Source organism: Roseivirga spongicola, from assembly GCF_034376045.1.
In the GTDB taxonomy this organism is placed as follows: Bacteria; Bacteroidota; Bacteroidia; order Cytophagales; family Cyclobacteriaceae; genus Roseivirga; species Roseivirga spongicola.
In genome coordinates this window covers 660,254-686,022 of sequence record NZ_CP139724.1, presented here as the reverse complement: position 1 = coordinate 686,022, position 25,769 = coordinate 660,254, and the positions used below count along the sequence as shown (strand labels likewise).

The 25,769-nt window shown below is 40.1% G+C and carries 23 protein-coding genes and 1 riboswitch; of the genes, 14 read left to right on the top strand and 9 right to left on the bottom strand.

The genetic code is table 11. The features are described 5' to 3' along the window. Positions 1-15: 15 nt before the first annotated feature. The 7 genes from T7867_RS03085 to secDF all read left to right on the top strand — a co-directional run bounded on the left by T7867_RS03085 (position 16) and on the right by secDF (position 7,130). The gene (locus T7867_RS03085; RefSeq protein WP_068215650.1) at positions 16-1,041 is read left to right on the top strand and encodes a DHH family phosphoesterase; all 1,026 of its coding nucleotides are present in this window, start codon (positions 16-18) and stop codon (positions 1,039-1,041) included. Then, the gene (locus tag T7867_RS03080) at positions 1,038-1,913 is read left to right on the top strand and encodes an FKBP-type peptidyl-prolyl cis-trans isomerase (protein WP_068215648.1); all 876 of its coding nucleotides are present in this window, start codon (positions 1,038-1,040) and stop codon (positions 1,911-1,913) included. The genes T7867_RS03085 and T7867_RS03080 overlap by 4 nt, the downstream gene beginning before the upstream one ends. Then, on the top strand, positions 1,913-2,380 hold the full coding sequence (locus T7867_RS03075) for an FKBP-type peptidyl-prolyl cis-trans isomerase (RefSeq protein ID WP_068215646.1): 468 nt from the start codon (positions 1,913-1,915) through the stop codon (positions 2,378-2,380). The genes T7867_RS03080 and T7867_RS03075 overlap by 1 nt, the downstream gene beginning before the upstream one ends. Before the next feature lie 11 nt (positions 2,381-2,391). After that, on the top strand, positions 2,392-2,973 hold the full coding sequence (gene rdgB / locus T7867_RS03070) for an RdgB/HAM1 family non-canonical purine NTP pyrophosphatase (protein WP_068215644.1): 582 nt from the start codon (positions 2,392-2,394) through the stop codon (positions 2,971-2,973). Positions 2,974-2,999: 26 nt separating this feature from the next. Then, a complete protein-coding gene (gene udk / locus T7867_RS03065; protein ID WP_068215642.1) occupies positions 3,000-3,626 on the top strand; it encodes a uridine kinase in 627 nt (208 codons plus the stop codon). Positions 3,627-3,661: 35 nt separating this feature from the next. Further along, positions 3,662-4,024 carry a hypothetical protein gene (locus tag T7867_RS03060; protein ID WP_068215640.1) on the top strand — a complete coding sequence of 121 codons (363 nt, stop codon included), beginning with the start codon at positions 3,662-3,664 and terminating at the stop codon, positions 4,022-4,024. An 82-nt stretch (positions 4,025-4,106) separates the two neighbouring features. Further along, positions 4,107-7,130, top strand: a complete 3,024-nt coding sequence (gene secDF / locus T7867_RS03055) for a protein translocase subunit SecDF (protein WP_322299830.1) — start codon at positions 4,107-4,109, stop codon at positions 7,128-7,130. Between the two features lie 565 nt (positions 7,131-7,695). On the opposite strand, the gene T7867_RS03050 is transcribed toward secDF, so the two are convergent. Next, a complete protein-coding gene (locus T7867_RS03050) occupies positions 7,696-8,247 on the bottom strand; it encodes an REP-associated tyrosine transposase (RefSeq protein ID WP_322299829.1) in 552 nt (183 codons plus the stop codon). Positions 8,248-8,441: 194 nt separating this feature from the next. Between T7867_RS03050 and T7867_RS03045 the strand changes: the two genes are divergently transcribed. Beyond that, a complete protein-coding gene (locus T7867_RS03045) occupies positions 8,442-8,918 on the top strand; it encodes a hypothetical protein (RefSeq protein ID WP_322299828.1) in 477 nt (158 codons plus the stop codon). 334 nt (positions 8,919-9,252) lie between these two features. Here the strand turns inward: T7867_RS03045 and guaB are convergent, their stop codons facing one another. The 3 genes from guaB to T7867_RS03030 all read right to left on the bottom strand — a co-directional run bounded on the left by guaB (position 9,253) and on the right by T7867_RS03030 (position 12,557). Continuing rightward, entirely contained in the window at positions 9,253-10,722 is a 1,470-nt protein-coding gene (gene guaB / locus T7867_RS03040) for an IMP dehydrogenase (RefSeq protein ID WP_322299827.1), read from the bottom strand. Positions 10,723-10,827: 105 nt separating this feature from the next. Next, on the bottom strand, positions 10,828-11,988 hold the full coding sequence (locus T7867_RS03035; RefSeq protein WP_322299826.1) for an aminotransferase class V-fold PLP-dependent enzyme: 1,161 nt from the start codon (positions 11,986-11,988) through the stop codon (positions 10,828-10,830). Further along, complete coding sequence (locus T7867_RS03030) at positions 11,988-12,557, bottom strand: thioredoxin family protein (protein ID WP_068215632.1); 570 nt, start codon at positions 12,555-12,557, stop codon at positions 11,988-11,990. Before T7867_RS03030 ends, T7867_RS03035 begins: the two co-directional genes overlap by 1 nt. Before the next feature lie 12 nt (positions 12,558-12,569). Between T7867_RS03030 and pnuC the strand changes: the two genes are divergently transcribed. The 5 genes from pnuC to T7867_RS03005 all read left to right on the top strand — a co-directional run bounded on the left by pnuC (position 12,570) and on the right by T7867_RS03005 (position 18,310). Further along, entirely contained in the window at positions 12,570-13,208 is a 639-nt protein-coding gene (gene pnuC / locus T7867_RS03025; RefSeq protein ID WP_322299825.1) for a nicotinamide riboside transporter PnuC, read from the top strand. Next, complete coding sequence (locus T7867_RS03020) at positions 13,209-13,718, top strand: ATP-binding protein (RefSeq protein ID WP_322299824.1); 510 nt, start codon at positions 13,209-13,211, stop codon at positions 13,716-13,718. It begins immediately after the preceding gene. A gap of 37 nt (positions 13,719-13,755) precedes the next feature. Continuing rightward, positions 13,756-13,869, top strand: a riboswitch (TPP riboswitch). Between the two features lie 49 nt (positions 13,870-13,918). Continuing rightward, positions 13,919-16,375: a TonB-dependent receptor gene (locus T7867_RS03015; RefSeq protein WP_322299823.1), complete on the top strand. Its 2,457-nt coding sequence runs from the start codon at positions 13,919-13,921 to the stop codon at positions 16,373-16,375. Between the two features lie 199 nt (positions 16,376-16,574). After that, the gene (locus T7867_RS03010) at positions 16,575-17,573 is read left to right on the top strand and encodes an ROK family protein (RefSeq protein WP_068215625.1); all 999 of its coding nucleotides are present in this window, start codon (positions 16,575-16,577) and stop codon (positions 17,571-17,573) included. Between the two features lie 89 nt (positions 17,574-17,662). Beyond that, positions 17,663-18,310 (top strand): hypothetical protein, encoded by a 648-nt coding sequence (locus tag T7867_RS03005; protein ID WP_322299822.1) that lies wholly within the window; start codon positions 17,663-17,665, stop codon positions 18,308-18,310. Between the two features lie 63 nt (positions 18,311-18,373). On the opposite strand, the gene T7867_RS03000 is transcribed toward T7867_RS03005, so the two are convergent. From T7867_RS03000 to prmC, 5 genes are all read right to left on the bottom strand, one after another. Further along, a complete protein-coding gene (locus T7867_RS03000; RefSeq protein WP_322299821.1) occupies positions 18,374-19,570 on the bottom strand; it encodes a 6-bladed beta-propeller in 1,197 nt (398 codons plus the stop codon). Positions 19,571-19,669: 99 nt separating this feature from the next. After that, positions 19,670-21,391, bottom strand: a complete 1,722-nt coding sequence (locus T7867_RS02995; RefSeq protein ID WP_322299820.1) for a M56 family metallopeptidase — start codon at positions 21,389-21,391, stop codon at positions 19,670-19,672. Continuing rightward, on the bottom strand, positions 21,391-23,157 hold the full coding sequence (locus tag T7867_RS02990; protein WP_322299819.1) for a M56 family metallopeptidase: 1,767 nt from the start codon (positions 23,155-23,157) through the stop codon (positions 21,391-21,393). The genes T7867_RS02995 and T7867_RS02990 overlap by 1 nt, the downstream gene beginning before the upstream one ends. Continuing rightward, positions 23,157-23,525 carry a BlaI/MecI/CopY family transcriptional regulator gene (locus tag T7867_RS02985; protein ID WP_273514972.1) on the bottom strand — a complete coding sequence of 123 codons (369 nt, stop codon included), beginning with the start codon at positions 23,523-23,525 and terminating at the stop codon, positions 23,157-23,159. Before T7867_RS02985 ends, T7867_RS02990 begins: the two co-directional genes overlap by 1 nt. Positions 23,526-23,678: 153 nt before the next feature. Further along, on the bottom strand, positions 23,679-24,539 hold the full coding sequence (gene prmC, locus T7867_RS02980) for a peptide chain release factor N(5)-glutamine methyltransferase (protein WP_322299818.1): 861 nt from the start codon (positions 24,537-24,539) through the stop codon (positions 23,679-23,681). Between prmC and ribD the strand changes: the two genes are divergently transcribed. Beyond that, positions 24,538-25,599, top strand: coding sequence for a bifunctional diaminohydroxyphosphoribosylaminopyrimidine deaminase/5-amino-6-(5-phosphoribosylamino)uracil reductase RibD (gene ribD, locus T7867_RS02975; RefSeq protein ID WP_322299817.1), 1,062 nt, complete (start codon positions 24,538-24,540; stop codon positions 25,597-25,599). The genes prmC and ribD overlap by 2 nt on opposite strands. Positions 25,600-25,769 lie beyond the last annotated feature (170 nt).

The window sequence follows — 25,769 nt, the reverse complement described above, 5'->3', positions numbered from 1 at the left end:
AGGGTTGCTGATTGCATGCAAGAGATAGAACTACTTAAAGAAAAACTCGCTAAACCCTCCAGAATCGTCATTACTACTCACGATAAGCCAGATGCCGATGCATTAGGTTCGTCTTTAGGAATGGCCAATTTGCTTAAGAAGCTGGGACATGATATTACGGTTATTACTCCTTCTGATTATCCTGGTTTTTTACATTGGATGAAAGGCAATGATGAGGTAAAGATTTTTACAGATGAAACCCCACAAGATTGTCAGCAATGGGTAAATGATGCAGATATCATTTTCGCGTTAGACTTTTCTGTGCTAAGCAGAATTAATGAATTAGGAGAGATGGTTCGCCAAGCACCTGGCTACAAGGTAAATGTAGACCATCACCTAGACCCAGAAGACTTTGCCGATTTCCGTTATTGGAGTACCGAGGCGGCAGCTACTTGTGAGCTTTGCTATGAACTACTGGTAAGCCTTGGCTATGAAGAGCTCATAGATAAAGATATTGCCGAATGCCTGTACGCTGGTATTATGACAGATACTGGTGGATTCAGGCACCCCAATACCACAAAGAATGTGCATGAAGTGGTTGCTCAGTTAATCGAGAAAGGCGCAGATAACAGTCGGGTTTCCAAGAATATTTACGACAAAAACTCTCTAAACCGATTAAGGTTTATTGGCTATGCTTTGAGCGAAAATCTTAAAATCATACCTGAATATCAGGTGGCTTACTTTGCCATTACAGAAGAAGAGCTTGCTAGGTTTGAGTCAAAAACCGGAGACACGGAAGGACTCGTGAATTATGCACTTTCTATAGAAGGTGTAACACTAGCAGGGTTATTTAAAGAGTCTGAAGACAAGGTTAAGATCTCTCTGCGTTCTATTGGAGAGTTCCCTGCAAACGAGGTGGCTGCCAGATTTTTCAATGGCGGAGGTCATAGAAATGCAGCAGGAGGAAGAGTAGAAATGTCTCTAGAAGAGACTATGAAATTATTTAAAAGCATACTTCCTGAGTATGCCCAACAACTAGAAGAAGAATCAAAAAAAGTATGAGAAAAGTAAAAAGTGTAATGTTAGCTGGAGCGCTTCTGGCAACTGTTTTTGCCTGTGATTCCACTCCTGAATTCACTGAGCTAGAGTCTGGATTAAAGTACAGAAAGCTTAATGAAGGTAGCGATAAAAGAGCTGAAGAAGGAGAAATCATGAATGTGGTAATGACACACACCTTGGAAGATTCAGTGCTCTATGATTCTGGCAACGAACCTGGCTATTTTCTAAACCCTGCTTCGAGCTTACCTCCAAACCTTTCTGAGGTGTTTAAGCTTTGTGGCCCTGGAGATAGCGTTCAAATTAAAATGCCATTTGCAGAGTATGCTCAACTTACTGGTTTTCCTGTTACTGCAGAAGACAGCTCGAAAGTAGTAATGTGGAATTTCAAAGTTAATGAAATAGCTACTGAGCAGGCTTTTGTTGAAAAGTTTCAGGCTGAGCAGAAAGAGATAGATAAAGGTATTATAGAAGAGTACCTTGTTAACAATAATTTAGAAGCTAACTACACTGAAGAGGGTATTGCCGTTGTAACTTTGGAGTCTGGAAACGGTGAGTATCCTGAAAACGGTGACCTAGTTAAGGTAGATTACGCAGTAAGATTGTTAGATGGCACCTTGGTAGATACAAGTAATGAGCAATTAGCTCAAGAAAATAACGTGTATAATGCTCAAAGAGAATACAAGCCATACGAGTTTACTTTAGGTAACAGAGAAGTAATTCAAGGTTGGGATTTAGGAGTGCCGAAAGTAGATAAAGGAGGAAAAGCTAAGCTTTTAATACCTTCTCAGTATGCATACGGTGCTAGAAATACTGGTGGTCCCATCCCTCCAAACGCTGTGTTGGTATTTGATATTGAAGTAGTTGATTTTGAATAATGAATAAGATTAAGTTTTTGTTGGTGATAGTTCTCGCGGCTTTCATGGCCTGCGATTCCGAAGAGGTGTTTGATGAGCAAGAGCAGTTGGCCATCGACAGGCAACTTATTACCGAGTATTTAGCAGATAATAATATCACTGCCGAGCAGATTGGTGAGACAGGTATCTATTACGCTATTAGCCAGTCTGGTACTGGCGATAATGCGGAGTTTGCAAGCTCAGTGTATGCTGACTACCGAGGCTATCTTTTAGATGGAACTGAATTCGACTCTGGAACTATTGACTTTGTTGTGGGAGCAGGATCGGTAATTCAGGGATGGGAGCTTGGTTTTCAAGAGCTGAATAAAGGAGCTAGTGCTACGCTTTTTATTCCATCGAAATACGGGTACGGAAGCTCGCGCCAAGGGACGACAATACCAGCTAATTCAGTATTGTTGTTTGACGTTACTGTGGTAGATATTAGATAAGCTATTTTGGAATGAAGATTTGCTTCACCACAAACAACGCCCATAAACTTCAAGAAGTAAAGGAAATATTAGGGGATAGCATTGAGTTGCTATCCCTTTCTGATATTGGCTTTGAAGGAGATATTCCCGAAACTCATGAGACACTAGAGGAGAACTCTTTGGAGAAAGCGCAATACATCTTCCAGAAATATAGAATTCCTGTGTTTTCTGACGACTCTGGTTTGGAAGTAGTCGCACTAAATGGTAAGCCAGGCGTTCATACGGCTCATTATGCAGGCAGCAGAGATGCGGTCGCTAATATGTCTAAAGTACTTTCCGAACTCGAGGGACAGACTAACAATAGAGAGGCGAGATTCAGAGCCGTTATCACTTACATTGATTTGGAGGGTAAAGAACAACAGTTCGAAGGCATTGTAGACGGTCAAATAGCTCCTGAGATGTCTGGCGCAGAAGGTTTTGGCTACGACCCAATTTTTATCCCTCTAGGTTATGAAAAAACATTTGCCGAACTCTCTTCAGAAGTGAAGAATACTATTAGCCACAGAAAAAGAGCATTAGAAAAGCTCGTTCAATTCTTAAAAAGCACTACATAATTCATTTGCCTTTCTAAATTTGCACGATGGAAAAACCATACATCATTGGTATTACTGGTGGAAGCGGTTCGGGTAAAACCCTTTTTCTAAGCCAACTCAAGAAGAATTTTGATGCAAAGTCGGTTACTTGTCTAGCTCAAGACGATTACTATATGCCGCGCGAGTATCAACTGGTAGATAAAAATGGCCAGCACAATTTCGATAGACCTGAGTCTATAGATTACGAACATTTTGCGAGTGACCTGAAGGCGCTAAGCGAGGGTAAAGAAATTGAAAAGGAAGAATATACCTTCAATAATCCTAATGTGGAGCCTAAGAGAATCATCAGAAGACCTGCGCCAGTGATTTTAGTAGAGGGGATTTTCATTTTCCATTACAAAAAAATAGCGGAGCTGATAGATCTTAAGATTTTCATTGATGCTAAAGATTATATTAAGCTGCAGCGAAGGTTAAAGAGAGATAGAGAGGAGCGTGGCTATGATGCGGACGATGTGCTCTACAAATATGAAAACCACATTATGCCATCTTTTCAGAAGTATATTGCTCCGTATAAAGAAACGGCAGACCTTATTGTACCAAATAATACCAACTTTGATAGTGCTTTGAATGTGATTAAGGCACTCATTACATCGAAAATACCAGTGAAGAGCTGATTTTTTCACATCAATTGCTACATTTGTTGCGCATTATGAGAACCGAAAACAACCTAAAGAAGCTAAAACAAGGACTGGTGTTCTTGCTAGGGCTTTTTGTGGCTGTTTTTGTTGTTTCTCAGGAGGTTGTAAACGTGCATTGTGAGGAGATTGCAGATAAGCAAGAGCAATCAGATGCTGATAGTGATTCTTCTCAAGAAGACATAGTTTACGAATATACCTGCAACGCCCTACTACCTATAAGTGGTATTTCTATTGAGCCTTTTCAGGCAATTCTTTTAGCAGAAATAGAGTATGAGTCGCCAGAGGAGGTGCATCCGGTAACAGATGTGCCACTTAGTGATTCCCATTACTATAAGACCTTATTCCGTCAAATCATATCGCCTAACGCGCCCTAGTTAGCACCTTGTTTCGGAAACTGAGAACATAGGTTCTCCTCTATTTACTACCCTAATTATTGCTAAAAACACAATTACTAATATGAAAAATAAGAATACCATTGTCTTTTTGACAGTCATAATCACGGTTTTGTGCGTGTATTATTTGTCAATTACCTTCTTCTCTAGAGGTATTCAGGCCGATGCCATTGAATACGCTAAAGACGAAGCTGGAATTATTGACCAACAAAAGAAACAAGCTTATCTAGATTCTATCTGGATGGAGCCAGTACTTAACCTTTTAGGTGCTGAATTTACTTACAAAGACATCAAAGAGCAGGAGTTAAACCTTGGGCTTGACCTTCAAGGTGGAATGCATGTTACTTTGGAAGTTTCTCCAGTTGAGATCATCAAAGGTCTTTCTGGCAACAGCCAAAATGCCGATTTCCAAAGGGCTTTAGAACTTGCATCTGAGCGTCAGAGAAATAGCCAAGCTTCATACACTCAATTGTTTGAAGAGGCATGGAACGAAGTGGCTCCAGAGGGCAGGTTGAGCAGAGTGTTTGCTAATGCTGCCAACAGAGGTAGAATCAGCTTCGAGTCTTCTAACTCAGATGTAATGGAGCTTATCAACGAAGAAGTTGATCAAGCTATTGACAGAGCATTTCAAATCTTGAGAACTAGGGTAGACCGTTTCGGTACTTCTCAACCTAACATTCAGAGAATTCAGGGAACTGGTAGAATTCAAATTGAGCTTCCAGGGGTAGATAACCCTGCAAGGGTAAGAAAGCTTTTACAAGGAGTTGCAAAGCTCGAGTTTTGGGAGGTTTATTCTCCATCTGAAGTTAACCCAACGTTATCTGCAATCAATGATGAGCTATTAAGAATTGAAAGAGAGCAAAAAGGTACTAGCCTTAATACTGAGGCCACAGCTAACCCAAGCAATGATGAGTCTTCTAACTCATTGGAGGCTCAGATGTCTCAAAATGACAGTACGGCTTCAGATACTAATAGCTTAGATTCAGACTCAGGAGTTTCAAGCTTCTTCAGCCTAATGAGATCAGGGCCATACGAGGGTTTTTACTATAATTTAGCTGATACAGGTACTATCAACCGCGCGTTAAAGCATGAGAGAATTAAAAGGTTGATACCTGCGAATGTGTCTTTTAAGTGGTCTGTTAAGCCAGTTAAAGACACTGAGTTACTTCAGATGTATGCAATTAAGGCTACTAGAGGAGAGGCTCCTTTAACTGGTGAGGTTGTTACAGATGCTAGAGTGTCTTTAGATGACAGAGCACAACCTGCAGTAAGCATGAACATGAATACAGTAGGTGCAAAAAAATGGAAAAACCTTACTGCTCAGAATATTGGTAGAAGTGTGGCAGTTGTTTTGGATAACTACGTTTACACTGCTCCAACCGTACAGGTAGAAATTGCGAATGGTAGCTCTCAAATTTCAGGTAATTTTACTCAAGAAGAGGCTGACGATTTAGCGAATATCTTGAAGGCAGGTTCACTTCCTGCTCCAACCAGAATTGTAGAAGAAGCTGTTGTAGGTCCAACTCTAGGTAAAGAGGCACAAGCGCAGGGTGTTACTTCAATTGTAGCAGGTCTATTGATTGTAGTAGTGTTTATGATTTTCTACTACTCTAAAGGTGGTTTAGTAGCTAACGTTGCACTATTGTTCAACATCTTCTTCATTCTTGGAATTTTGGCTAACATTGGTTCAGCACTTACACTTCCTGGTATTGCTGGTATTGTATTGACCATTGGTATGTCGATTGATGCTAACGTACTAATCTTCGAAAGAATTAGAGAAGAGTTAAGAAACGGTGTTCCATTGCTTCAGGCTATTAATTCTGGTTATCAGAAAGCTTACAGCTCAATCATTGATGCTAACGTTACTACTTTATTAACAGGTATTATCTTGTTCTGGTTAGGTCAAGGCCCAATCAAAGGTTTCGCTATTACCCTAATCATCGGTATTATCTGTTCATTCTTCTCTGCAGTATTCATTACCAGAGTAATTGTTACTTGGATGACTAGAAAGGGTAACGAGAGCAATATTTCGTTCGAGACGCCTCTTTCTAAAGGAATGTTGAGCAATATTAACCTAGATTTCTTGGGTAAGAGAAGAATGGCTTACATGATCTCTTCTGTGATTATTGTAGTAGGTATTGCTGCACTTCTAACAAGCGGATTGAGGCTTGGTGTAGACTTCAAAGGAGGTCGTTCTTATGTTGTTCAGTTCGATGAGCCAATGACTGCTTCTGATGTTAAAACTTCTCTTTCTAGTGGAGTATTTACTGATGATGGTGTTGAGGTGAAAACTTACGATGCAAGTAACATTTTGAAGATTACTACTTCATACAGAGTAGATGAAGAGTCTACCGAGGCAGATCAGGATGTTAAAGACGCATTAACAACTGGTTTGGCTGATGCTACAGGTAAGCAGTTTATCGATGGAACGGTAGACTTACAAGATGGTCAGTTTACCATTATAGCATCTTCTAAAGTAGGAGCTACTATTGCCGATGATATTAAGAAATCTTCTTTCGAAGCCTTCGGTTTATCTATTCTTGCAATCTTCGTTTACATCCTCATCAGATTTAGGAGATGGCAGTTCTCACTGGGTGCCATTGTTGCCCTAATTCACGATGCAATCATCGTAATGTCAGCATTTGCCATTGCAGGTTGGTTCGGAATTTCATTTGAGATAGATCAGGTATTTATAGCAGCATTGTTAACTATTATTGGTTACTCGATAAACGATACCGTGGTTGTGTTTGACCGTATTCGTGAAACACTACAGTTGAAGGGTTCGAAAGACTTGATCAATACGTTCAATATCTCTATCAACTCTACTATTAGCCGTACATTAATTACTTCAGCTACTACAATGATTGTGGTATTGATTCTATTGATCTTCGGTGGCGAAGTATTGAGAGGATTCTCATTCGCTTTATTGATAGGTATTTTGGTGGGTACTTACTCATCTGTATTTATTGCAACTCCTACAGTAGTAGACTTAACTAAGAAGTCACTTGGAGCTGCTGCTGACAAAGAGCAAGCTTCTGCAAGAGCAAAAGCTGCCGCTAAGGCAGAGGCTACTGCTCAGCAGGGATAATAGATTTCAGAGGCTAGACGTCAGATAATAGACGCTAGATTTTAGAAAATAGAAAAGCCACTTCTCAAGAAGTGGCTTTTTTTGTCGGTTTAGGTGTACTGTCATTCCCGCGATTCCGATGGCTATAGGGCGGAATCTCTCTGATTTATCCCACTGGTCTTAGCGTCACGCTGAGACCAAACAAGATAGTATAAAGCCAACTTCAGCAATGGAGTTGGTTTTTTTAATATAAGAATTCAATTTAAGGATTATTAGTCTTAGCGAGACACTAAGACTAGAGTGGGAATGAGTAATGGATATGTATAATTTTTTAATTGGGGTTGTTTTTATACTGGTTGCTGTAGTAATCACAATAATTCTAGTGAAAATGCAGACCTACAAAAAAGAGAATCAATTCTGGGGAAGTGCCAAACTGTTCTCAGCAGCCCTTATCTCCTATATGGCCGGGATATATCTGATTGTGACATCATTCTAGTAAAAAGCCCGCTGCGTGAGTAGTGGGCTTTTACTTAATTACCCCACTGGTCTTAGCGTCAGGCTGAGACCAAACAAGGTTGATTTTGTTTTAATACAAGAATTCAATTTCTAAAATACCTTTTTCATCTTCATAATCCCTTGCACTGCTAAACACCCAATCGGTGGGGTTGTCCACAAAACCGGCCGTTACAGGGTTATTGTGAATGTAATCAACGCGTTGTTTGGTTATTGCAATGTCAGAAAGTTCAATAGGGTGGTTGTGTTGTTGCCAAAACTGAAAGTCCTTGTTGTTAGATTTTTGTTCACCAGCTTGTTTCATAAGGGGTAGCATCCATTCCTTTCGGCTTTCATAGGGGCTGGCTTCAATGTATTTGCGTATATGTCGGGCCGTATAACTTTTAAGGTCACGCACAATATGTTCAAGCGGCATTTGTCCGTTTGTGCCAATAGCCATATGCACGTGGCTGGTCATATTGCACCAAGCGCCAATCAATAAACCCTTTTCTCGTTGGCAGTACTTTATAGAGTCGAGTAATATATTTCTATACTCTTGGCGGATGAATACGTCAATCCAACCAACCACTGTAAATGTTACAAAGTAGAATTCCTCTTGGTTTCTAATAGCGTATTTCCGTCCCATGGTGTTATGTGTTTAATACAAGAATTCAATTTAAGAATTATTAGTCTTAGCGAGACGCTAAGACTAGAGTGAGTTGATTATTTTAGAGACATGGGGACAAGTGTTAATGTTATTGGAGGTGGGAATTAAGAGCTATGAATAAAAAACTGTTTTTAATATTAGGACTAGTGTTGATATCATTCACGACAGGCTGTTTGTCTAAGACAGAATTCTCAGAATCCGATTTGGTTTGGATGAATATTTATAATGAGGGTGACACTCTGATTTTTCAGTCTAATAATGGAGATTTAGATACCTCAATCATAGTTTCAAAAGAGATAGGCTATCCAGAGCCCAATCCAGTAGAAGTTCACGATGACTATTTACCTCATACGGGTATTATTTGGTATACTAACAAAGCACTTAGATATAATCCTGAAGGCGATCAACTAATAAGTTTGGTCAAAAAAACACCTAAAAAAATCACGTTGATGTTTAACTATCTATACAATAGTGCCGTTGTTGACAACCTTAATGATAACACTCTTGAAGGTGTGAAAGATGGGTCCATTTACGTTTTAGATTTGGGAGATTCGGGTTACGATAAACCAAGAGTACTTTATTGGCACGAAACCAGAGGTTTAGTTAAATATATCACGGGCGATAATATAGTCTGGAACCGAATTAACTAATAACTAGAAACAATGACATAAACCCAGCTTCTTTTTAGAGGCTGGGTTTTTTATGAGTATCCTGTTTAGCTTTAAAGTCTCTCAGTAGTGCATCCCCCACTGGTCTTAGCGTCACGCTGAGACCAAACAAGATAGTATAAAGCCAACTTCAGCAATGGAGTTGGTTTTGTTTTAATACAAGAATTCAATTTAAGAATTATTAGTCTTAGCGAGACGCTAAGACTAGGGCTCACTTCAAGAGATGTGTTGATTGGCTAATGACGGTTGCTTTACTAAAAACAAAAGCCCATGCAAATGCACGGGCTTTCTTTATTTTTCTATGACGTTCGTCTAATTATCTGCTATAGTTAGGGGCTTCACGAGTAATGAACACATCGTGCGGGTGACTTTCTCTTACACCAGCTCCTGTGATTTTCACAAATTTAGCATGCTGCATTGCCTCGATAGTTCCAGCTCCACAATAACCCATACCAGCCTGCAAGCCACCAACAATCTGATAAAGCACTTCTTGAACCAATCCTTTGTAAGGTACTCTACCCACAATACCCTCTGGTACTAATTTCTTAATGTCGTCTTCAGCATCTTGGAAGTAGCGGTCTTTAGATCCGTCTTCCATAGCTTCTACTGAGCCCATACCTCGGTAAGATTTGAATTTTCTTCCTTCGTAAAGAATAACCTCGCCTGGAGCCTCTTCAGTACCTGCCAATAATGAACCGATCATAATGGTGCTTGCACCAGCAGCAATCGCTTTTACCACATCGCCTGAATAGCGAATACCACCATCGGCAATCACTGGAACACCACTTCCTGCAATAGCTTTAGCCGACTCATAAACTGCTGAAAGTTGTGGCATACCCACACCAGCAATAATTCTTGTAGTACAAATACTACCAGGGCCTACACCAACTTTAATGGCATCTGCACCAGCGTCAACCAATGCTTTTGCTGCTTCTGCAGTAGCAATGTTTCCTACAATTACATCCAAGTCAGAATATGCTGCTTTAATTCTTTTAGCGGTGTCGATAACACCTTTAGAGTGGCCATGAGCGGTGTCGATACTTACTACATCTACTCCAGCATTAACTAGGGCTTGAATTCTTTCGTCAATGTCAGGAGTTACTCCCACAGCTGCACCAACTCTTAGTCTGCCAAAGCTGTCTTTACAGGCATTTGGTCTATTTCTGTTCTTAAGAATATCCTTATAAGTGATGAGGCCGGTGAGTTTACCTTTTTCATCAACAATAGGGAGCTTCTCTATTTTGTACTCTTCCAAAACACCTTCAGCTTCATCTAAGCTTACTCCCATTTTTGAGGTAACCAAGTTGTCCTTGGTCATGATTTCTCTCACAGGAGTGGTCATGTCTTTAATGAAGCGCATGTCGCGATTAGTGACAATGCCGACTAAGTTTTTGTCGCCATCAACTACAGGAATACCGCCAATTTTGTTTTCACGCATAATTAGCTCAGCCTCGCGAGCAGTGCTGTCTACATGAAGCGTGATTGGATCTAAGATCATTCCACTCTGCGAACGCTTAACCTTTCTTACTTGAAGGGCCTGCTGTTCTACAGTCATGTTTTTGTGAATGAAACCAAGGCCTCCTTCAAGCGCCATGGCAATGGCCAGCTTGTATTCGGTAACAGTGTCCATAGCTGCTGAAACCAATGGAATATTCAACTGAATATTTCGCGTTAGCTGCGTTTTGGTAACTGTATTTCTTGGTAAAACTTCGGAGTAACCCGGCAGAAGAAGCACATCGTCATACGTTAGCGCTTCAAAGAGGAATTTTTCTGTATCGAGTGGCATAGCAAATAAATACTTGGTTTTATTTGCCGGACAAAAGTACAGAGATTGAAGGATTGAAAAAAGTATGTTTCAACAAATAAATTCCAATCCCTCAAATTGAACAATTTAAGCAGGTGTGTTCACCTTAAAGCACTCGATAAGTCTTTGTAAATCTGCCTCTCCATTGTATAGGTGTGGTGAAACTCTGATGGAATTACCTCTGATAGAAACATAAATTCTTTCAGCATCAAATCGTTTTTTCACGTCTTCCATTACCATGTGGTCAGGAAGTCTCAAACCAAGCAAATGTTCAGCTCTGTAGGCTTCATCTTCTACAGCGATTCCAATGTTTTGCAATTCATTCAGGAAAGGAGCCGTAAGGTTTTTACAGTAAGCTTGAATATTCTCTGGCTGCCATTCATTTATTTGTTGAATAGCTCGGGTGAGCATAGGTGTTAGAATAAAGTTGGCGCTTTCTCCAACCTCATAGCGGATGGCACCGGGCTGATAGTCGTCTTGATAGTTGATTAGGTTTCGGAAGTCTTCGCTATTCAGGCGATTCATCCAGTTATTTTCTATTGGCCTTCCATCTCTGAAATATTCACCAAAGTAGGCTACGCCTGAAGAATAAGGCCCCATCAACCATTTATAGCCTGATGCAACAACAGCATCGGGTCTAAATTTCTGTACATCGAAGGGGAGTGCTCCAATAGATTGAGTTCCGTCAATCACAAGAATAGCGCCCATTTCATCCGCTCTTTCTCTAATGGCGCTTAAGTTGAACTTTGTGCCATCGGCCCAATGAACATGGCCAGTAGCTACCATTTTGGTATTCGAATCAATGGTTTCTAGGATTCGTTCATTCCAAAGTTTGCCTCTGCCTTCTCTTGTATTTGGTGCGCTAACATATTTCAGCTCAATGCCTTTTTCTCTTTCTAGCTCCTTCCAAGCATAAACATTGCTAGGAAATTGCTCATCGGCAATTACAATGTTATCTCCATGGCCAGCCTTTAAGTTTTTAGCCACATTGGCTAAGGCATACGACACTGATGGCACTATGGCACAGTCGTTACCAGACTTTGCATTAATGAGTTTAGCAAACTCAGCTCTGAGAGCAGAGGTGTTTTTAAAGAAGTCTTCTGGTTTTACAGAGGTTGGGTCTTCCTTACCATAAAGTGCTCTGACTCCTACTTCGGCCACACTCTTTAGCATTGGAGACATGTAGCTGCAATTGAGGTAAGTTATGTCGTCTGGTAGGTTAAAGAGGTCTTTTTGGTTGTTCAGCATTATTGATTAAAAATTAGCTCCATAGAATGCTCGAAAGATATTTCAGGTTCTTCTAAAATTCTGGCTATTTCTTCTCCATCTCTCAAAAAAATGATGGTCGGAGTTTTTCTTACATCCCAGCCCTTTTCTTCTTCTAGCTGGCTTGTTTTATTTACATCAACTCCATAGAGTTCTAAATTTTCGTAGATGCCGAGTTCTTCGCAAACTCTCATCAACCTAGGTATTTCACGGTTGCTATCGTGACACCAAGTGCCCATAAAGGCTTTTATAGTCACTCCTTTTAGATTTCTTTTCTTAATGTTTTTGAGAGTCTCAGTATCTACCAAATAGGTTTTATAATTGGTGTTGAACCAGATTTTATATGGCATTTGCTGAAGCCCCTCTTTGGTAATTGGGCCGTTCAATATTTTTTCTACATACTCAGAAACACTTTCTGTTTCTACATTATACTTACGCTCTTGAGCCGATGTCATTAAAGGAAAAATCCATAGAATAATGATCAGGGCGGCTATTACTTTGTACATCTCCATAAATACTTTTTCAACCAACGAAATATACCAATTAATCATATCTTTGGCGGCATGGAGCTCAGCCAGATTTGGCAAGACATTGTTGCCAATGTTCAAGCATTCGATTTTTGGGGCTTAGTTGCTTTTATCTCAGGAATACTTGCCGTTGCTTATTTAATACGGGAAAGCATCTGGACTTGGCCATTCGGCATACTCTACACAATTATTTCGCTATTTGTATTCTACGAGTCGAGGCTCTATGGCGATCTGTTTCTTCACGTTTTTTTCTTAGTGCTTAATATTTATGGTTGGGTACATTGGATAAAAGGAAAAGACAAAAAGGAAGATGATTTACCGGTAACACGGCTTTCTGTAAAGCATGCAGGGGTGTATTTACTAGCGTCAGCGGTAGGTATTTATCTGTTTGCTCAGTTTTTAATAATGCTGCCTTCTTGGTTTGAGGGGATAGATGAACCGAGTTTGCCGTATTGGGATAGCACTACATCTATTTTGAGTGTAACAGCTATGTGGCTAACAGCCAGAAAGAAAATAGACAACTGGTATTACTGGTTTGCCATAGATATTCTGGCTACAGGAATTTACTTCTACAAAGAACTTTATTTCTACTCAATACTTTATTTGATATACATTGTTATGGCTGTTATGGGCTACTTGGCCTGGAAGAAAAGCCTTAATCTCAACCGTGCTTAAATGATAACTGTCGGAATTGTGGGGCCGGAAAGCACCGGTAAAACAACATTGGCGAAAGGTTTGGCAGAACACTTCAATACGCTATGGGTGCCAGAATATGCTCGAGAATTCCTCTCTGACCTTGATAGACCTTATGAGAAGAAGGATTTGGTGGCCATTGCTAAAGGGCAGCTAGAGTCTGAGCGGCAATACAGAAAAAATGCTAAAGACATCCTCTTCTTAGATACCGACCTTTTTGTAGTTAAAATCTGGAGTGAGTTCAAATATGGAGAATGCGACCCTTGGATTCTTCAACAGCTGGGAATGAATAAGGCGAGTGTTTATTTGCTGACACACTATGATATGCCTTATGAACCAGACCCATTGAGAGAAAACCCTAGTCAGAGACCTGAACTCTTCGATCTGTACGAAAAGGCTCTGAAAGAAGCGGGTGTTTTATATGCTGTTATTCAAGGTAATAAGCACAAGCGCATGGATACTGCAATCCAAAAGATTAATTCAATTATCTAGTTAGGCTGGTTTTATAATTTTTCATCGCTACTTTTGCGCCACAATTAAGGGGTGCCCTTTTCCGAACAATCGGAATGAAATACGGGCTGAGATTATACCCATTGAACCTGATGCAGGTAATGCTGTCGCAGGGATATGGTGGTCTAACGTTTAGGTAGGCTTCCCCTAGCCTCCATTGTTGAACCATTTTAAAATTAAAAATGAGAAAAGTTTACTTATTGGCAGTCTTAGTACTGACAATGGCGCAAGCATTGGCGCAAAATGTTGTAAAAGGTAAAGTGGTAGATGACGCTACTGGTGAGCCTGTTTATGGAGCAAGTGTAATGCTAACTCCAAGTAACAAAGGTACTACAACCAACAGGTTGGGAGAGTTCTCTTTGGAGAATGTGAGTACTGGTAACTATGTATTAAAGGTCTCTATGATCGGTTTTGCGAGTCTTGAAAAGAGTATCTCGGTTCAGGGTGATCAAAACATTAGTTTGAGACTGACCCAGAGAGCTCAAAATCTGCAAGACGTGATTGTTACTGGTACAAGGGCTACTGAAAAAACACCTACTACTTTCACAAATGTGACTGCCGAAGAAATTGAGAAGCAAAATCTTGGTCAAGACTTGCCGTTTTTGCTTAATTGGACTCCTTCGGTAGTTACTACTTCAGATGCTGGAGCTGGTGTGGGATACACCGGAATTAGAATCAGAGGAAGTGACGGTGCAAGAATAAACGTGACCATCAACGGTATTCCTATTAACGATTCAGAGTCTCAAGGTACTTTCTGGGTGAATATGCCAGATATCGCCTCTTCTACTTCTTCCATTCAGGTACAAAGAGGAGTTGGTACTTCAACCAACGGAGCGGGAGCATTCGGTGCTTCACTGAACATCTTAACCAATGGAGTTAGCGCAGAACCAAAGGCTCAGCTAAATACTAGCTACGGTTCATTCAATACACAAAAGTATAATGCAATCTACAGTACTGGTCTGTTAGAAAATAACTGGGCTTTTGAGGGTAGGTTATCTAAGATTTCTTCTGACGGGTATATTGACCGGGCTTCTTCAGATCTTACTTCATACTATATCTCCGGAGGGTATTTTGGTGAAAAGACTAGCTTTCAACTGATTCACTTCGGTGGCGATGAGAAAACCTACCAGAGCTGGTGGGGTACACCAGAGGCTAAATTGAACAATGATGCTGCTGGTATAGAAGAGGTGATTGCTAATAATGGTTACGATCAAGAGCAGGCAGAAAACCTTAGAAACTCAGGCAGAACTTTCAATTACTACTTGTACGATAATCAGGTAGATGATTATGGTCAAGATCACTACCAATTTCACTTTAGTCAGGAATTGGCTGCTGAGTGGAATGTGAACGCTGCACTACACTATACTAAAGGTGCCGGATTCTATGAGGAGTTTAGAAGAGATGATGACCTAGCGGACTACGGGCTTCAAGATGTTACCCTTGGTGGAGAAACTATTTCTTCAACAGACCTTATAAGAAGAAGGTGGTTAGATAATGATTTCTACGGAGTTACTTATGATTTGAACTACGAGAATTCTAATATTCAAGCTACGCTAGGTGGCGCATATAACGAATATGATGGTTTACACTTTGGAGAGGTTATTTGGGCGCAATATGCGAGTAACGGAAGCATAAGAGAAAGATATTATGAAAGCCGTTCAGATAAGTCAGACTTCAACACTTATTCTAAGTTGAATTATCAGGTAACAGATGGGCTTAACTTGTTTGGCGACTTGCAGTTGAGAAGAATTACTTACTCAGGTTTCGGGGTAGATAACGACCAACGTGTTATTGACTTCGACACAGACTTCACTTTCTTCAACCCTAAATTTGGTGCTACCTATAACTTGACGGAGAGTAGTAGTATTTACGGTTCATTTGCTGTAGGAAATAAAGAGCCCAATAGGTCTGATATTATTGATGCTACCCCAGGCACAGAGCCAAAGCACGAAACGCTAAATAACATTGAGGTTGGTTATAGAAAAAGAACAGGTAGAACGGTTTTTGAAGCCAACTACTACCTTATGGACTATAAGAACCAATTGGTGCTTACTGGCGAGGTGAATGATGTAGGAGGAAGCATTAGAACAAATGTGCCTGATAGTTATAGAATGGGTGTTGAGCTTGTTGGCGGAATGCAGCTAAACTCTTGGTTTGGTTTTCAAGCAAACCTTGCTTTGAGTAGAAACAAAATTAAGTCTTTCCAAGAGCTGATTTTTGACTACGGAGCAAACTTTGATGAGTATAACGAAGTGAGAACGGAATTTGAAGATACTGATATTAGTTTCTCTCCTTCAGTAGTGGCTGGTAGCCAAATTACGTTCACACCAGTTTCAAACTTGGAATTAGCCATTCTTTCTAAGTATGTAGGCGACCAGTATTTGGATAATACCTCTAACGAAAATAGAAAGATTGACGCCTTCTTTGTCAATGATTTAAGAATCAATTATGGCTTCAATACCAAGTTTATTAAGAGAGTAAACTTGAGCCTATTGGTGAATAACCTGCTAAACGAGAAGTATGAAACCAATGGTTATACCTTCGGATATTTTGGTGGTCCAGATTATGAAGTGAGAGAGAATTACTTCTATCCGCAAGCTGGCACTAACTTTTTGTTTTCCGTAGGACTAGACTTTTAATCATAGAAAATTGAATCCCTCCGAGCCCTTGAGCTTGGAGGGATTTTTTTATGCAATCGTTTACTTAAAAACTATTGACTAAGCTCCTGCTTATCAATTCCTAATCCTCATATTGTACTAATTTTGATATGCTGTAGCCGTAGACCGATAATTTCGATTACTTCGCAGGCAGTATTGATCGTTATGAAAAAGTGATGTCATGAGAGAGACGGCCATTGGGATAGATATTGGCGGAACTTTCACAAAATTCGGACTTACCGATGTGGAAGGTAATGTGTTGATGGAAGGTTCAATTCCTACCTATACGCATAAAGAGATAAAATCTTTTCTGGATGCTTTAAGTCAGGCTATTAATGAAAGCTTGGATGAGCTCAATGAGCCTATCGAGATTTTGGGAGTAGGTATTGGAGCGCCTAATGGCAATTACTACAAAGGTACTATTGAGCATGCCCCCAATTTGCATTGGAAGGGTATTGTGCCGTTTATAGATATGTTCAAAGAGTACTTTGACCTACCTATGGTGCTCACTAATGACGCTAATGCAGCAGCTATTGGAGAAAAGGTCTTTGGTGGAGCTAAAGACATGGATGACTTTATTGTTATCACCTTGGGAACTGGCCTGGGCTCAGGCTTAGTAACGAGAGGCAAGCTCATATATGGTCACGATGGTTTGGCTGGCGAATTGGGGCACACAAATGTTTACCCTGATGGCAGAGAGTGTAATTGCGGTAAGAGAGGGTGCTTGGAAACCTATGCTTCGGCTTCAGGAATTAAGAGAACCGTTTTCAAATTACTCGCTACCAATAATGTAGATACTCCACTCAGAACTTACACTTACGAATCTCTCACCTCTAAGAAAATCACCGAAATGGCTTTGGAGGGCGACCCGATTGCACTTGAAGCTTACACCTATACATCAGATATATTGGGGTTAAAGCTTGCCGATGCAGCAGCTGTTACTAGCCCACAGGCAATATTTCTATTCGGAGGTTTGGCAAAAGCAGGAGATATTCTTGTAGAAGCCACCAAAAAATCTTTCAACGAGTATTTGTATCCAGGATATAAAGGTAAGATAGAGATTAGATTATCTGACTTAATGGATAGAAATGCAGCTGTTTTGGGAGCAAGTGCTTTGGTGTGGAGCGAAATTGCCCATAGCGAAAGCATAAGAGTGCCCCAACAAGCTAGGGTTGTGTAGCTGTTTCTTTGAATAGTCTTCCTGAAACTTTTTGAGTAGAAAATTGAGGAGAACTTCGATAGCCAGAGGTTCTGTTTTTAATTTCGCGTATGTCTTCACATCATATTGTACGAGACGAGCAAGAACCTGCTTTGCTAGTTGATGATGCTTCTGTACTCAGCTTTGAGTTTGTAGAGCTTCTGCTAGAGTGGTCGCCAAAACTAATGGTCACCTCTAATGCCGTAGACGCAGTCCTTAAGTGGGGCGTAAAGGTTGATGCTGTAGTTGCCAGGCCTGAGCAATTGGAGGAGCTTAAGCCTAAACTGAAACCGCAATCACCAGTAGAGGTGTTACTGTTTGAAACTAGTGATCTTCTCAATTCAGCTTATATAGTTTTGCAAGACCAAGGTCATAAGGCAGTGAATGTTTTGGCCGATACTTTCAATAGCTCTTGCTTAGACACCATCAGAGATTATGCTGAGGCCATGGACTCTGTACTTTACTACAATGATCAGAAATGGGTTTATGAGTCGAAAGGAGCCTTTCAGAAATGGGTGAATATTGGCGATGTCTTTGGCGTTCATCCGATAGTACAAGGCACATTCTTCAAAACTGAAGGCTTTTACTCCAACTTAGACAATGAGATGTATCTAGAACCTTTTGAGCTAACCTCAGAGATAGAAGGAAAAGTAAGAGTTCAGTCTAATCAGAAACCATTCTGGCTGATAGAGACCTTAAAAACAGATTTGTATTTGTGATTGATCTCTGAGTTATCGATTTAGGGTAGTTAGCATTTCAAGCGCTAAATGCTCCAGACATAATTAATTTTTAGGCTTTACAATCATTACTATCGGGTTGTCTTCTGGGTCGATGTTTTTAAACCGCTTTAAATGTTCAGGGAGCTTGTTAGCCTTCGATCTGTTAGACTGAAACCAAGTGTAGACATTTTCTGCACTTATTGTTCCTACCAAATAGCCTTCTTGAGTTCGGAAGCTTGGTATGAAGGGAACAAAGTTGTCTAAGTCGTTATAGAACCCGTTTAAGTCGTCTGACTCTGGGTCAGAAATTAGCGTTTGATTGGTCTTTTTGTTGAATAGGCCAACTCTGTATTGTTGTTGATGATACAATTCGAAATAAACAAAATGTGAGTCTTCTTGAAGAAGCTTGATGAACATTAGCCTGTTACTTTCATCATCTGTCAGAAAGTCTTGCCTCTTGTAGGGAGGGCTATACTTTCCGGTATTGAATACGTATTTAGGCTGAATTTTTTGTGAGTTGAATTGAAAAGTAGTATCTGAGAAATACTCTTTATGATATCCGGCATTGTCGAATTCATAATAGGAGTTAGACTGCACTTTCATGTGCTTTGGATCCTTTTTCTCAAAAGTCTGTTTGTTTTCAAAGAACTTTATAATCTGGCCGTCACGGCTGAAGAGGACTACTTTGATCGGGTCTTTACCTGAAAGGTTTGTTACTAAGCCGACAAAGTATCCTTGCTCTGACCAGTAGTTCATGTTGATTTGAGTGTCTGTATATGCGCCACTTGAAAAAGTAGTTCGAACCCCACCAATCTCCATCAAATCGGGAACATTGGTTTCATGTACAACTTTATCTGATGCTAAAGAGTATTCAATTATCTTACGATAGCCATAAACAAATACATTTCCATTATCTGTATTAAAGCCCAAAGGGCCAGGTCTTTGATAACTATCGGGGTCTTGCCCTATGTGTCCTATATCTCGAATGAATGAGCCCGTCTTTCTGTTGAAAATCGAAGTTCGGTTCATGGATTTAACTAGAATGATGGAGTCGCCTTGGATTCCCCTTACAGTAGGATAAGAGTATAGTGTCTCATCACTGGTTTCCAATTGAATATATTCAATGGATTCTGCAAAAGTGCTGAGATTGATGCGGTCTCTGTCTTTGTAAGCTTCAGCTACTTCAATGGTTTTTAGGTCTTGGGCGGGCAGTTCGTATGCCAATAAAAAGAGGAGGGAAGTGACTAGTATTCTGTGCATTTCCGAATATAACAATTTCGACTATTTGTTTGGTTGAAAAAAAATAGGGCTGTCAACAACTAAGTTAACAGCCATTCAACCTTAACTAAATCAAAACTCCTACAACATATACTTTGTAGGAATTGAAATCTTCATTCTAACCAATACCTCTTTACCATCCTTGATGCCACGCTTCCAAGGGTAGATGCTAGAAATTTTCATTCGAAAGTCATCATGCACTTCTCGGAAGAATTGGTAATAGGGTTTGTTCTTCTTGTCGGAGCCTTTCAGATTATTCAATAAATTAATATGGGTAATGCTCTTGCCGCCCTGTACTACAAATTCGAATTCTATATTTTCAGGGAGTTTATTTCTGTCTAGGTGTTCAGGCACTTTTATATCTAGTGCTATAGTTTTAGCCAAATTTTCAATTCCCCCCATAACAATCGGAGCTTGATCTACCTCTTCTAGATTCAAGATTTCAGAGTCATTGTAGACTGTAGGTTTGTCTATATATTCATAAATCATAATGTAATTCACATTATTCTTGATGGCATCAGATACATCTGGTGTAAAATCACTGTATTTGAATGTGAAGTCATCAGATCCCATTCCAATATTTTCGCTCATATTGATTATGGTGGAGTCAGTTAAATAGATTCTTGTAAGTGCCTCTTTGTCGCTCTGGCTCATGATAGATGTGAAGAGAGGGTGTCTTTGAGGTATGAAATTGTCGTAGTAAGATTTAAAGCTAGACTCTTTATAGTATTGAAATCGAATTTCTTTATCAGGGTTTTCGGCTTTAATAACTTCCATTATTTTCTGATGCTTTGGTGTTAGTTTGTTTGAGATCAGAAGGGGGATCATTGATTTGAATTTAGTTTGGGCTTTTTCAAAAGATTCCGTTCTACTAGTTATTGCCTCTTCCTGTCCCTTCAAAGAGCTCCATCCAATAATTCCGAATGAGAAAAGGGAAATAGCCACAATGGATAATAGAGTGGTTTTGAGTTTTGTTCTGTGTGTTTTCATAAGTTTTAACCTTTTAGAGAACGATGAAATAACTGCGAATGAGTGGGCTACTGGCAATTGGTAGCCAGGTAAACTCACTTGCATTAGTGTTTGGGCATAAGCACTAAACCCGATGTTTTTCAATACTTCTTCATCGGCCTGAGCTTCGTGGACTGTTCGCAAATCTTTTTGCAATAAATAGATGATTGGGTTGAACCAAAAGAGTGCCTGTAATAGGCGAGCGAACAGTAAGTCTAAACTGTGTCTTTTATCTATATGAGCTTGTTCATGGATGGAAATGGTTTTCCAAGTAGTATCTGAAAAGTCATGTTTCTTAGGAATGAAAATTGTTTTGTTGAAGGAGAAAGGAGAAGTAATCGAGCTATGAGCTATTACATTTCTGCCCATCTCAGGTGCTCGGCTTCCTGTGAATTTTAAATAGACTACTTTCCCCAACTCGAATAGAAGAAGCGCAAGAGAAACCAAAATGCCAATGAGATAAGCATACAGAATCACCGATCTCCAATCGATGGTTTGTCCTTGCCCCTCTGGTGTTGCGTGTGGTTGAATTGATACCTCTTGAATTGGAGCTAGCTTAATTTGACCTATAGTACTAGACTTCAGCTGAGCGGCTTGTTGAATGATTACGGGTTGTTCTTCCTGAGAAACCTGAATCTCGAATAATGGTGCCAAACAGCTTAGTCCAAGAATGAGCAACAGAAGGGTTCGCCTTAGTTTAAAAACGGTATTGTTTCTAAAAAGAAAGTAGTAGCAGGCAAATACTATTGCTAGTATCGCACTACTTTTTAGACTCCAAATTAATAATGCTTCCACTAGAATGACGATTTAGGAATTTCTAATCGGTAGTTCGTAGCTACTCTCTTATCCGCTTTTTTGGCGCTGTTCCATCCATACAGATTGGAAAGATTAAGTATCTGCTTATTGATGGCTCCAAGTGCTTCAAATTTTTTGTCTTGAGTAGCTTCATCACCAATTACTTCAGTAGCTAATTCTAAATTACTGATCGCTCCATTTATTCCCACTACTAGGTTAAAGGCAACGTCTTCGTCTAGAACAGACAGGTCTACAGAGGAGGAGGCTTCCTTAAGAATATTGGTTAAGAAGCGTTCAAGACCACCTTTGGGGCTTGGAAGTTGATCTACTTCACTAACCTGAAGTACTCTCTCGTCTGAATTGAATGGAAATTGTTCATCGTCAGGAGAGAGAATGATCATATACTTATACTTGATAAACTCAGGCTCTGAGATGAACTTTTGCTCTGGATATATAGGTCTCACATAATTGTTGAACCAGTTTTTAGAAAGGTCGTACATGGCCACTAGCTCATCTGTAGTCAACTCAAATTGTGTATGTACCTTGTTGTTAATACTAATAATTGGAGATTCTAGTAACTCTGTGGCTTCTCTTGTTTTTGATAGCTTTAAAAGGGTGTTTTGAAGGAAAAGTTCATCGTCTTCTTGACTTGAGATTGCTGTAATTATATCGGCTCTTTTTTTAGTCAATATAATTGGGATGTACTGTGATGCAGCATAGTTCTGAATCCAACCATCTGCTGTTTTTTCAAACCGGTCTTTAATCTTAATAGTTGAGAAAGTAGAACCATCGTCACCATCAGTTGTAAAGAATAATGTTCCATTACGAAACATATCTTCTTTATGAGACTCTTTATCTTGTCCATAGATATTAGCCTGTAGAAAAGCCAAGGTTCCTATAAGAGAGAATGCGATTACATTTCTAACTGTCTTCATGGTATTTGTTTTTTGTGTTTTCATTAAAATCAATCGTGCAGAAAGAGAAGACTTGAGTGCCATATAATGGCCAAGGGGTCTTTCTGGTTGAGCAAGGCTGATGTTGAGAAGTGTTTGGGTGTAGGTTTTAAGGTTTATGCTTTTCAGTGTTTCTGAATCGGCAAGGGCTTCATGGTTTAACTTGATGTTTCTGCTTAGCCAGTAGCAGAAGGGATTGTACCAACAGAAAATCAGTAGAATTCTCGAAATCAATAGATCAGCTGTGTGCCATTGGTGGATGTGTGCTTCTTCGTGTGTTTTGATTGCCTTCCACGTATCGGAATTGTAATTGGCGCCATCGGGTAGAAAAATCCATTTCATAAAGGAGAAAGGAGAATGTATTCTCTTATGAAAGATTACCTTTCGGTTTAGTATTGACCCCTTTGTTCCAGATTTCTTCAGCCTGAATAATCTGTATATTTCTAATGCTAGCAGCGTGGCTGATACCAAAATACCAGCCAGGTAAAGGTTCATGGCCAACTTCCACCAGTTGAATGAAGGTTCTGCAATGGGTGGTTCTACCTGAGCCTGTTCTAACCTTAATTTGTCTACTGTTAATTCAGTGCTTTCTGAGTCAAGAGCAGGGATTATTTGAGTAAGCTGAGGTCTGAAAGAATCTAGTTTCAATTCTACCCGAATAAGTGGGAAGGAGACTGTGCAGAGTAGGATGATGAGCAGAATGCCTCTCTTCAATTGGGCTCTTGAGTTGTTCCTAAACAATAGCCAATAGGCTAAAAATAAGAGGCTGCATATAATGCTGGCTTTTAAGCTCCAGATTAGTAACTGTTCCATTATTCCTCTTCTTTTTTGCTTTCTAGAATCTTAATGATCTCATCGAGCTCGTTGATGTCTATCTTCTTACGGTCGGCAAAGAACGAGACGAGTCTTGTGAGTGAACCTTCGAAGTACTTGCCCATTACATTACTCATGGCAAAGTCAGAGTATTTCGATTTGCTGATGAGTGGATAGTACTGTTTGCTGTTTCCAAGCATTTCATGAGCAACAAAGCCCTTTTGCTCGAGCACAGTAAGTACGGTAGCTACGGTAGTATAGCTTGGCTTTTCTTTTTTGAATTGCTCTAATACCTCGCGAGTGAATGCTTTCTCAAGATCCCAGACAATCTGCATTACACGCTCTTCTGCCTTTGTTAATTCTTTCATGGATTCTAATCTACTATAAAAATAGTAGATAAACTATGTAAATAGTAAATCTTCGATAAAAATAGTAATGAGTGAGCTGTTGGGGAGGGAGTTCCTATAGCTGGTTATTAAAGAAAACTCACATTAGTATCAAAGAAAATAAGAAGATTGATGTCAGGCTTGCTTCGAATAAAAAGCCCTCACCATTCGGTCCTTTCCCTGTAAATCTTGCTTGATGGTTATGTCCGAATAACCTTCTGACTCTAGTAAGGCTTTAGTGGCATCACCATAAGCTTCGTGGATTTCAAAATAGAGCTGACCATTCTTAGAAAGAGCTGTTTTGGCCTTTTGTGCTATGGTTCTGTAAAACAGAAGCGGATCGTTATTCGGCACAAATAACGCCAGTTCAGGTTCGTGTTCTAACACATTGCTGTGCATTTGAACTTTGTCCGATTCAGGAATATATGGTGGATTGCTGACTATAATGTTGTATTGGCCATTCAACTCTTCCTTCAAAATGTCTAACTGATGGAAAGTTGTATTGGCTTTCAACTGTTCTGCATTTTTACTGGCTAAGCTCAAAGCTCCTTCAGATATATCTATCCCTTGTGTTTGGATTTTTGGTGCCTCAAGTCCAAGCGTTATTGGAATACAACCAGTCCCCGTTCCTATATCTAAAACACTAATTTCCCAGTTTCCCAGTTCCCCAATTCCCTGTATTATCCAATCTACAAGCTCCTCCGTTTCAGGTCGAGGAATTAATGCTTCTGGTCCGCATTTAAATCTACGGCCATAGAATTCGCCAAAGCCTACTACATGCTGAAGAGGGGTTGCCGCTCGGAGCAGTCTAAGATCGTGAAGCATCAGCTTTTCATCGAAGTGAATAGGGCTATTCATGGCTAACTTCATAGAGTCAACATGAAATCGATCGTGCAAATAATGTCTGGCTAGGGCCGATACTTCACGCTCTTCATACAAGTTTGCCAATTCATTAATAACTTGACGCAGCAAATCCTTCGCGGGCTTTTCTGACATGGTACAAAGTAAAGGAAATATCGAATCAAAGAATTTCAATGAAGCCGATATTCGCTATATGCGAAGGGCCTTAGAGCTTGCTGCCTTGGGAAGAGGTTTTGTAAGCCCTAACCCAATGGTGGGCTGCGTAATTGTTCATGAAGGAAGAATTATTGGCGAAGGATGGCACCGAAAATATGGCGAAGGCCATGCTGAAGTTAACGCCATCCACTCGGTTGAAGATGAGTCATTACTAAGGGAAGCGACTTGCTACGTTACGCTAGAGCCTTGTGCTCATCACGGTAAAACTCCACCTTGTGCTGATCTACTCATTTCAAGAAAGGTGAAAAGGGTAGTAATTGCCGCTTTTGACTCTAATCCACTGGTTGGAGGGCAGGGGATTGAAAGAATGAAAGCAGCTGGAATTCAAGTGGAAACTAGTTGTCTGGAGCAAGAGGCTTTGGCTCAGAATGTGCGCTTTTTCACCCTCATCGAAAAGAAACGGCCGTACATCATACTCAAGTGGGCAGAAACGGCCGATGGTTTTGTAGCCAGAGGTAACTTCGACTCTAAGTGGATCAGTAATGCATATTCGCGAAGCATGGTACATCAATGGCGGGCCGAAGAAGATGCTATTTTGGTGGGACGAAATACTGCGCTTTATGATAATCCTACACTCAATGTACGAAGCTGGGTGGGAAATGACCCTCTAAGGATACTCTTAGATCGAAGGCTTCAGTTGGTTGATGACTTGAACCTCCACAAGGGGGATATTCCTACCTTGGTCTTCAATTATAGTAAGTCAGAGCAGTCTAATAACCTCGAGTTTATAGCTATAGAACCTTCTAATTTCATGGAAGACTTGGTCTTGGAATTAGGGAAAAGAAAGGTGCAGTCAGTTATTGTTGAAGGGGGAGCGACTACCTTAAATGCTTTCATTGAACAAGGTCTTTGGGATGAAGCTAGAGTGTTTAGTTCGAGGGGCAATTTTGGAGAAGGAATTAAGGCTCCTCAGTTGAAAGGACAATTGATCTCAGAAACAGATGTGATGGGGGATAGGCTTCGGGTTTACCAGAAATAGTTTACAATTATCAGTAGGGAGATCTCTCATGCTCGATTGCATCGAGGATGCCATAATCGTCAGTTTATATCCGACAATAGTGAGCTATATTTTATTTCAGCTCTTTCCGAGGCTTTAGAAAATTGATTATCTGATTATCCTGTAGTAAAGTAAAGTCGTCAGACCACTTC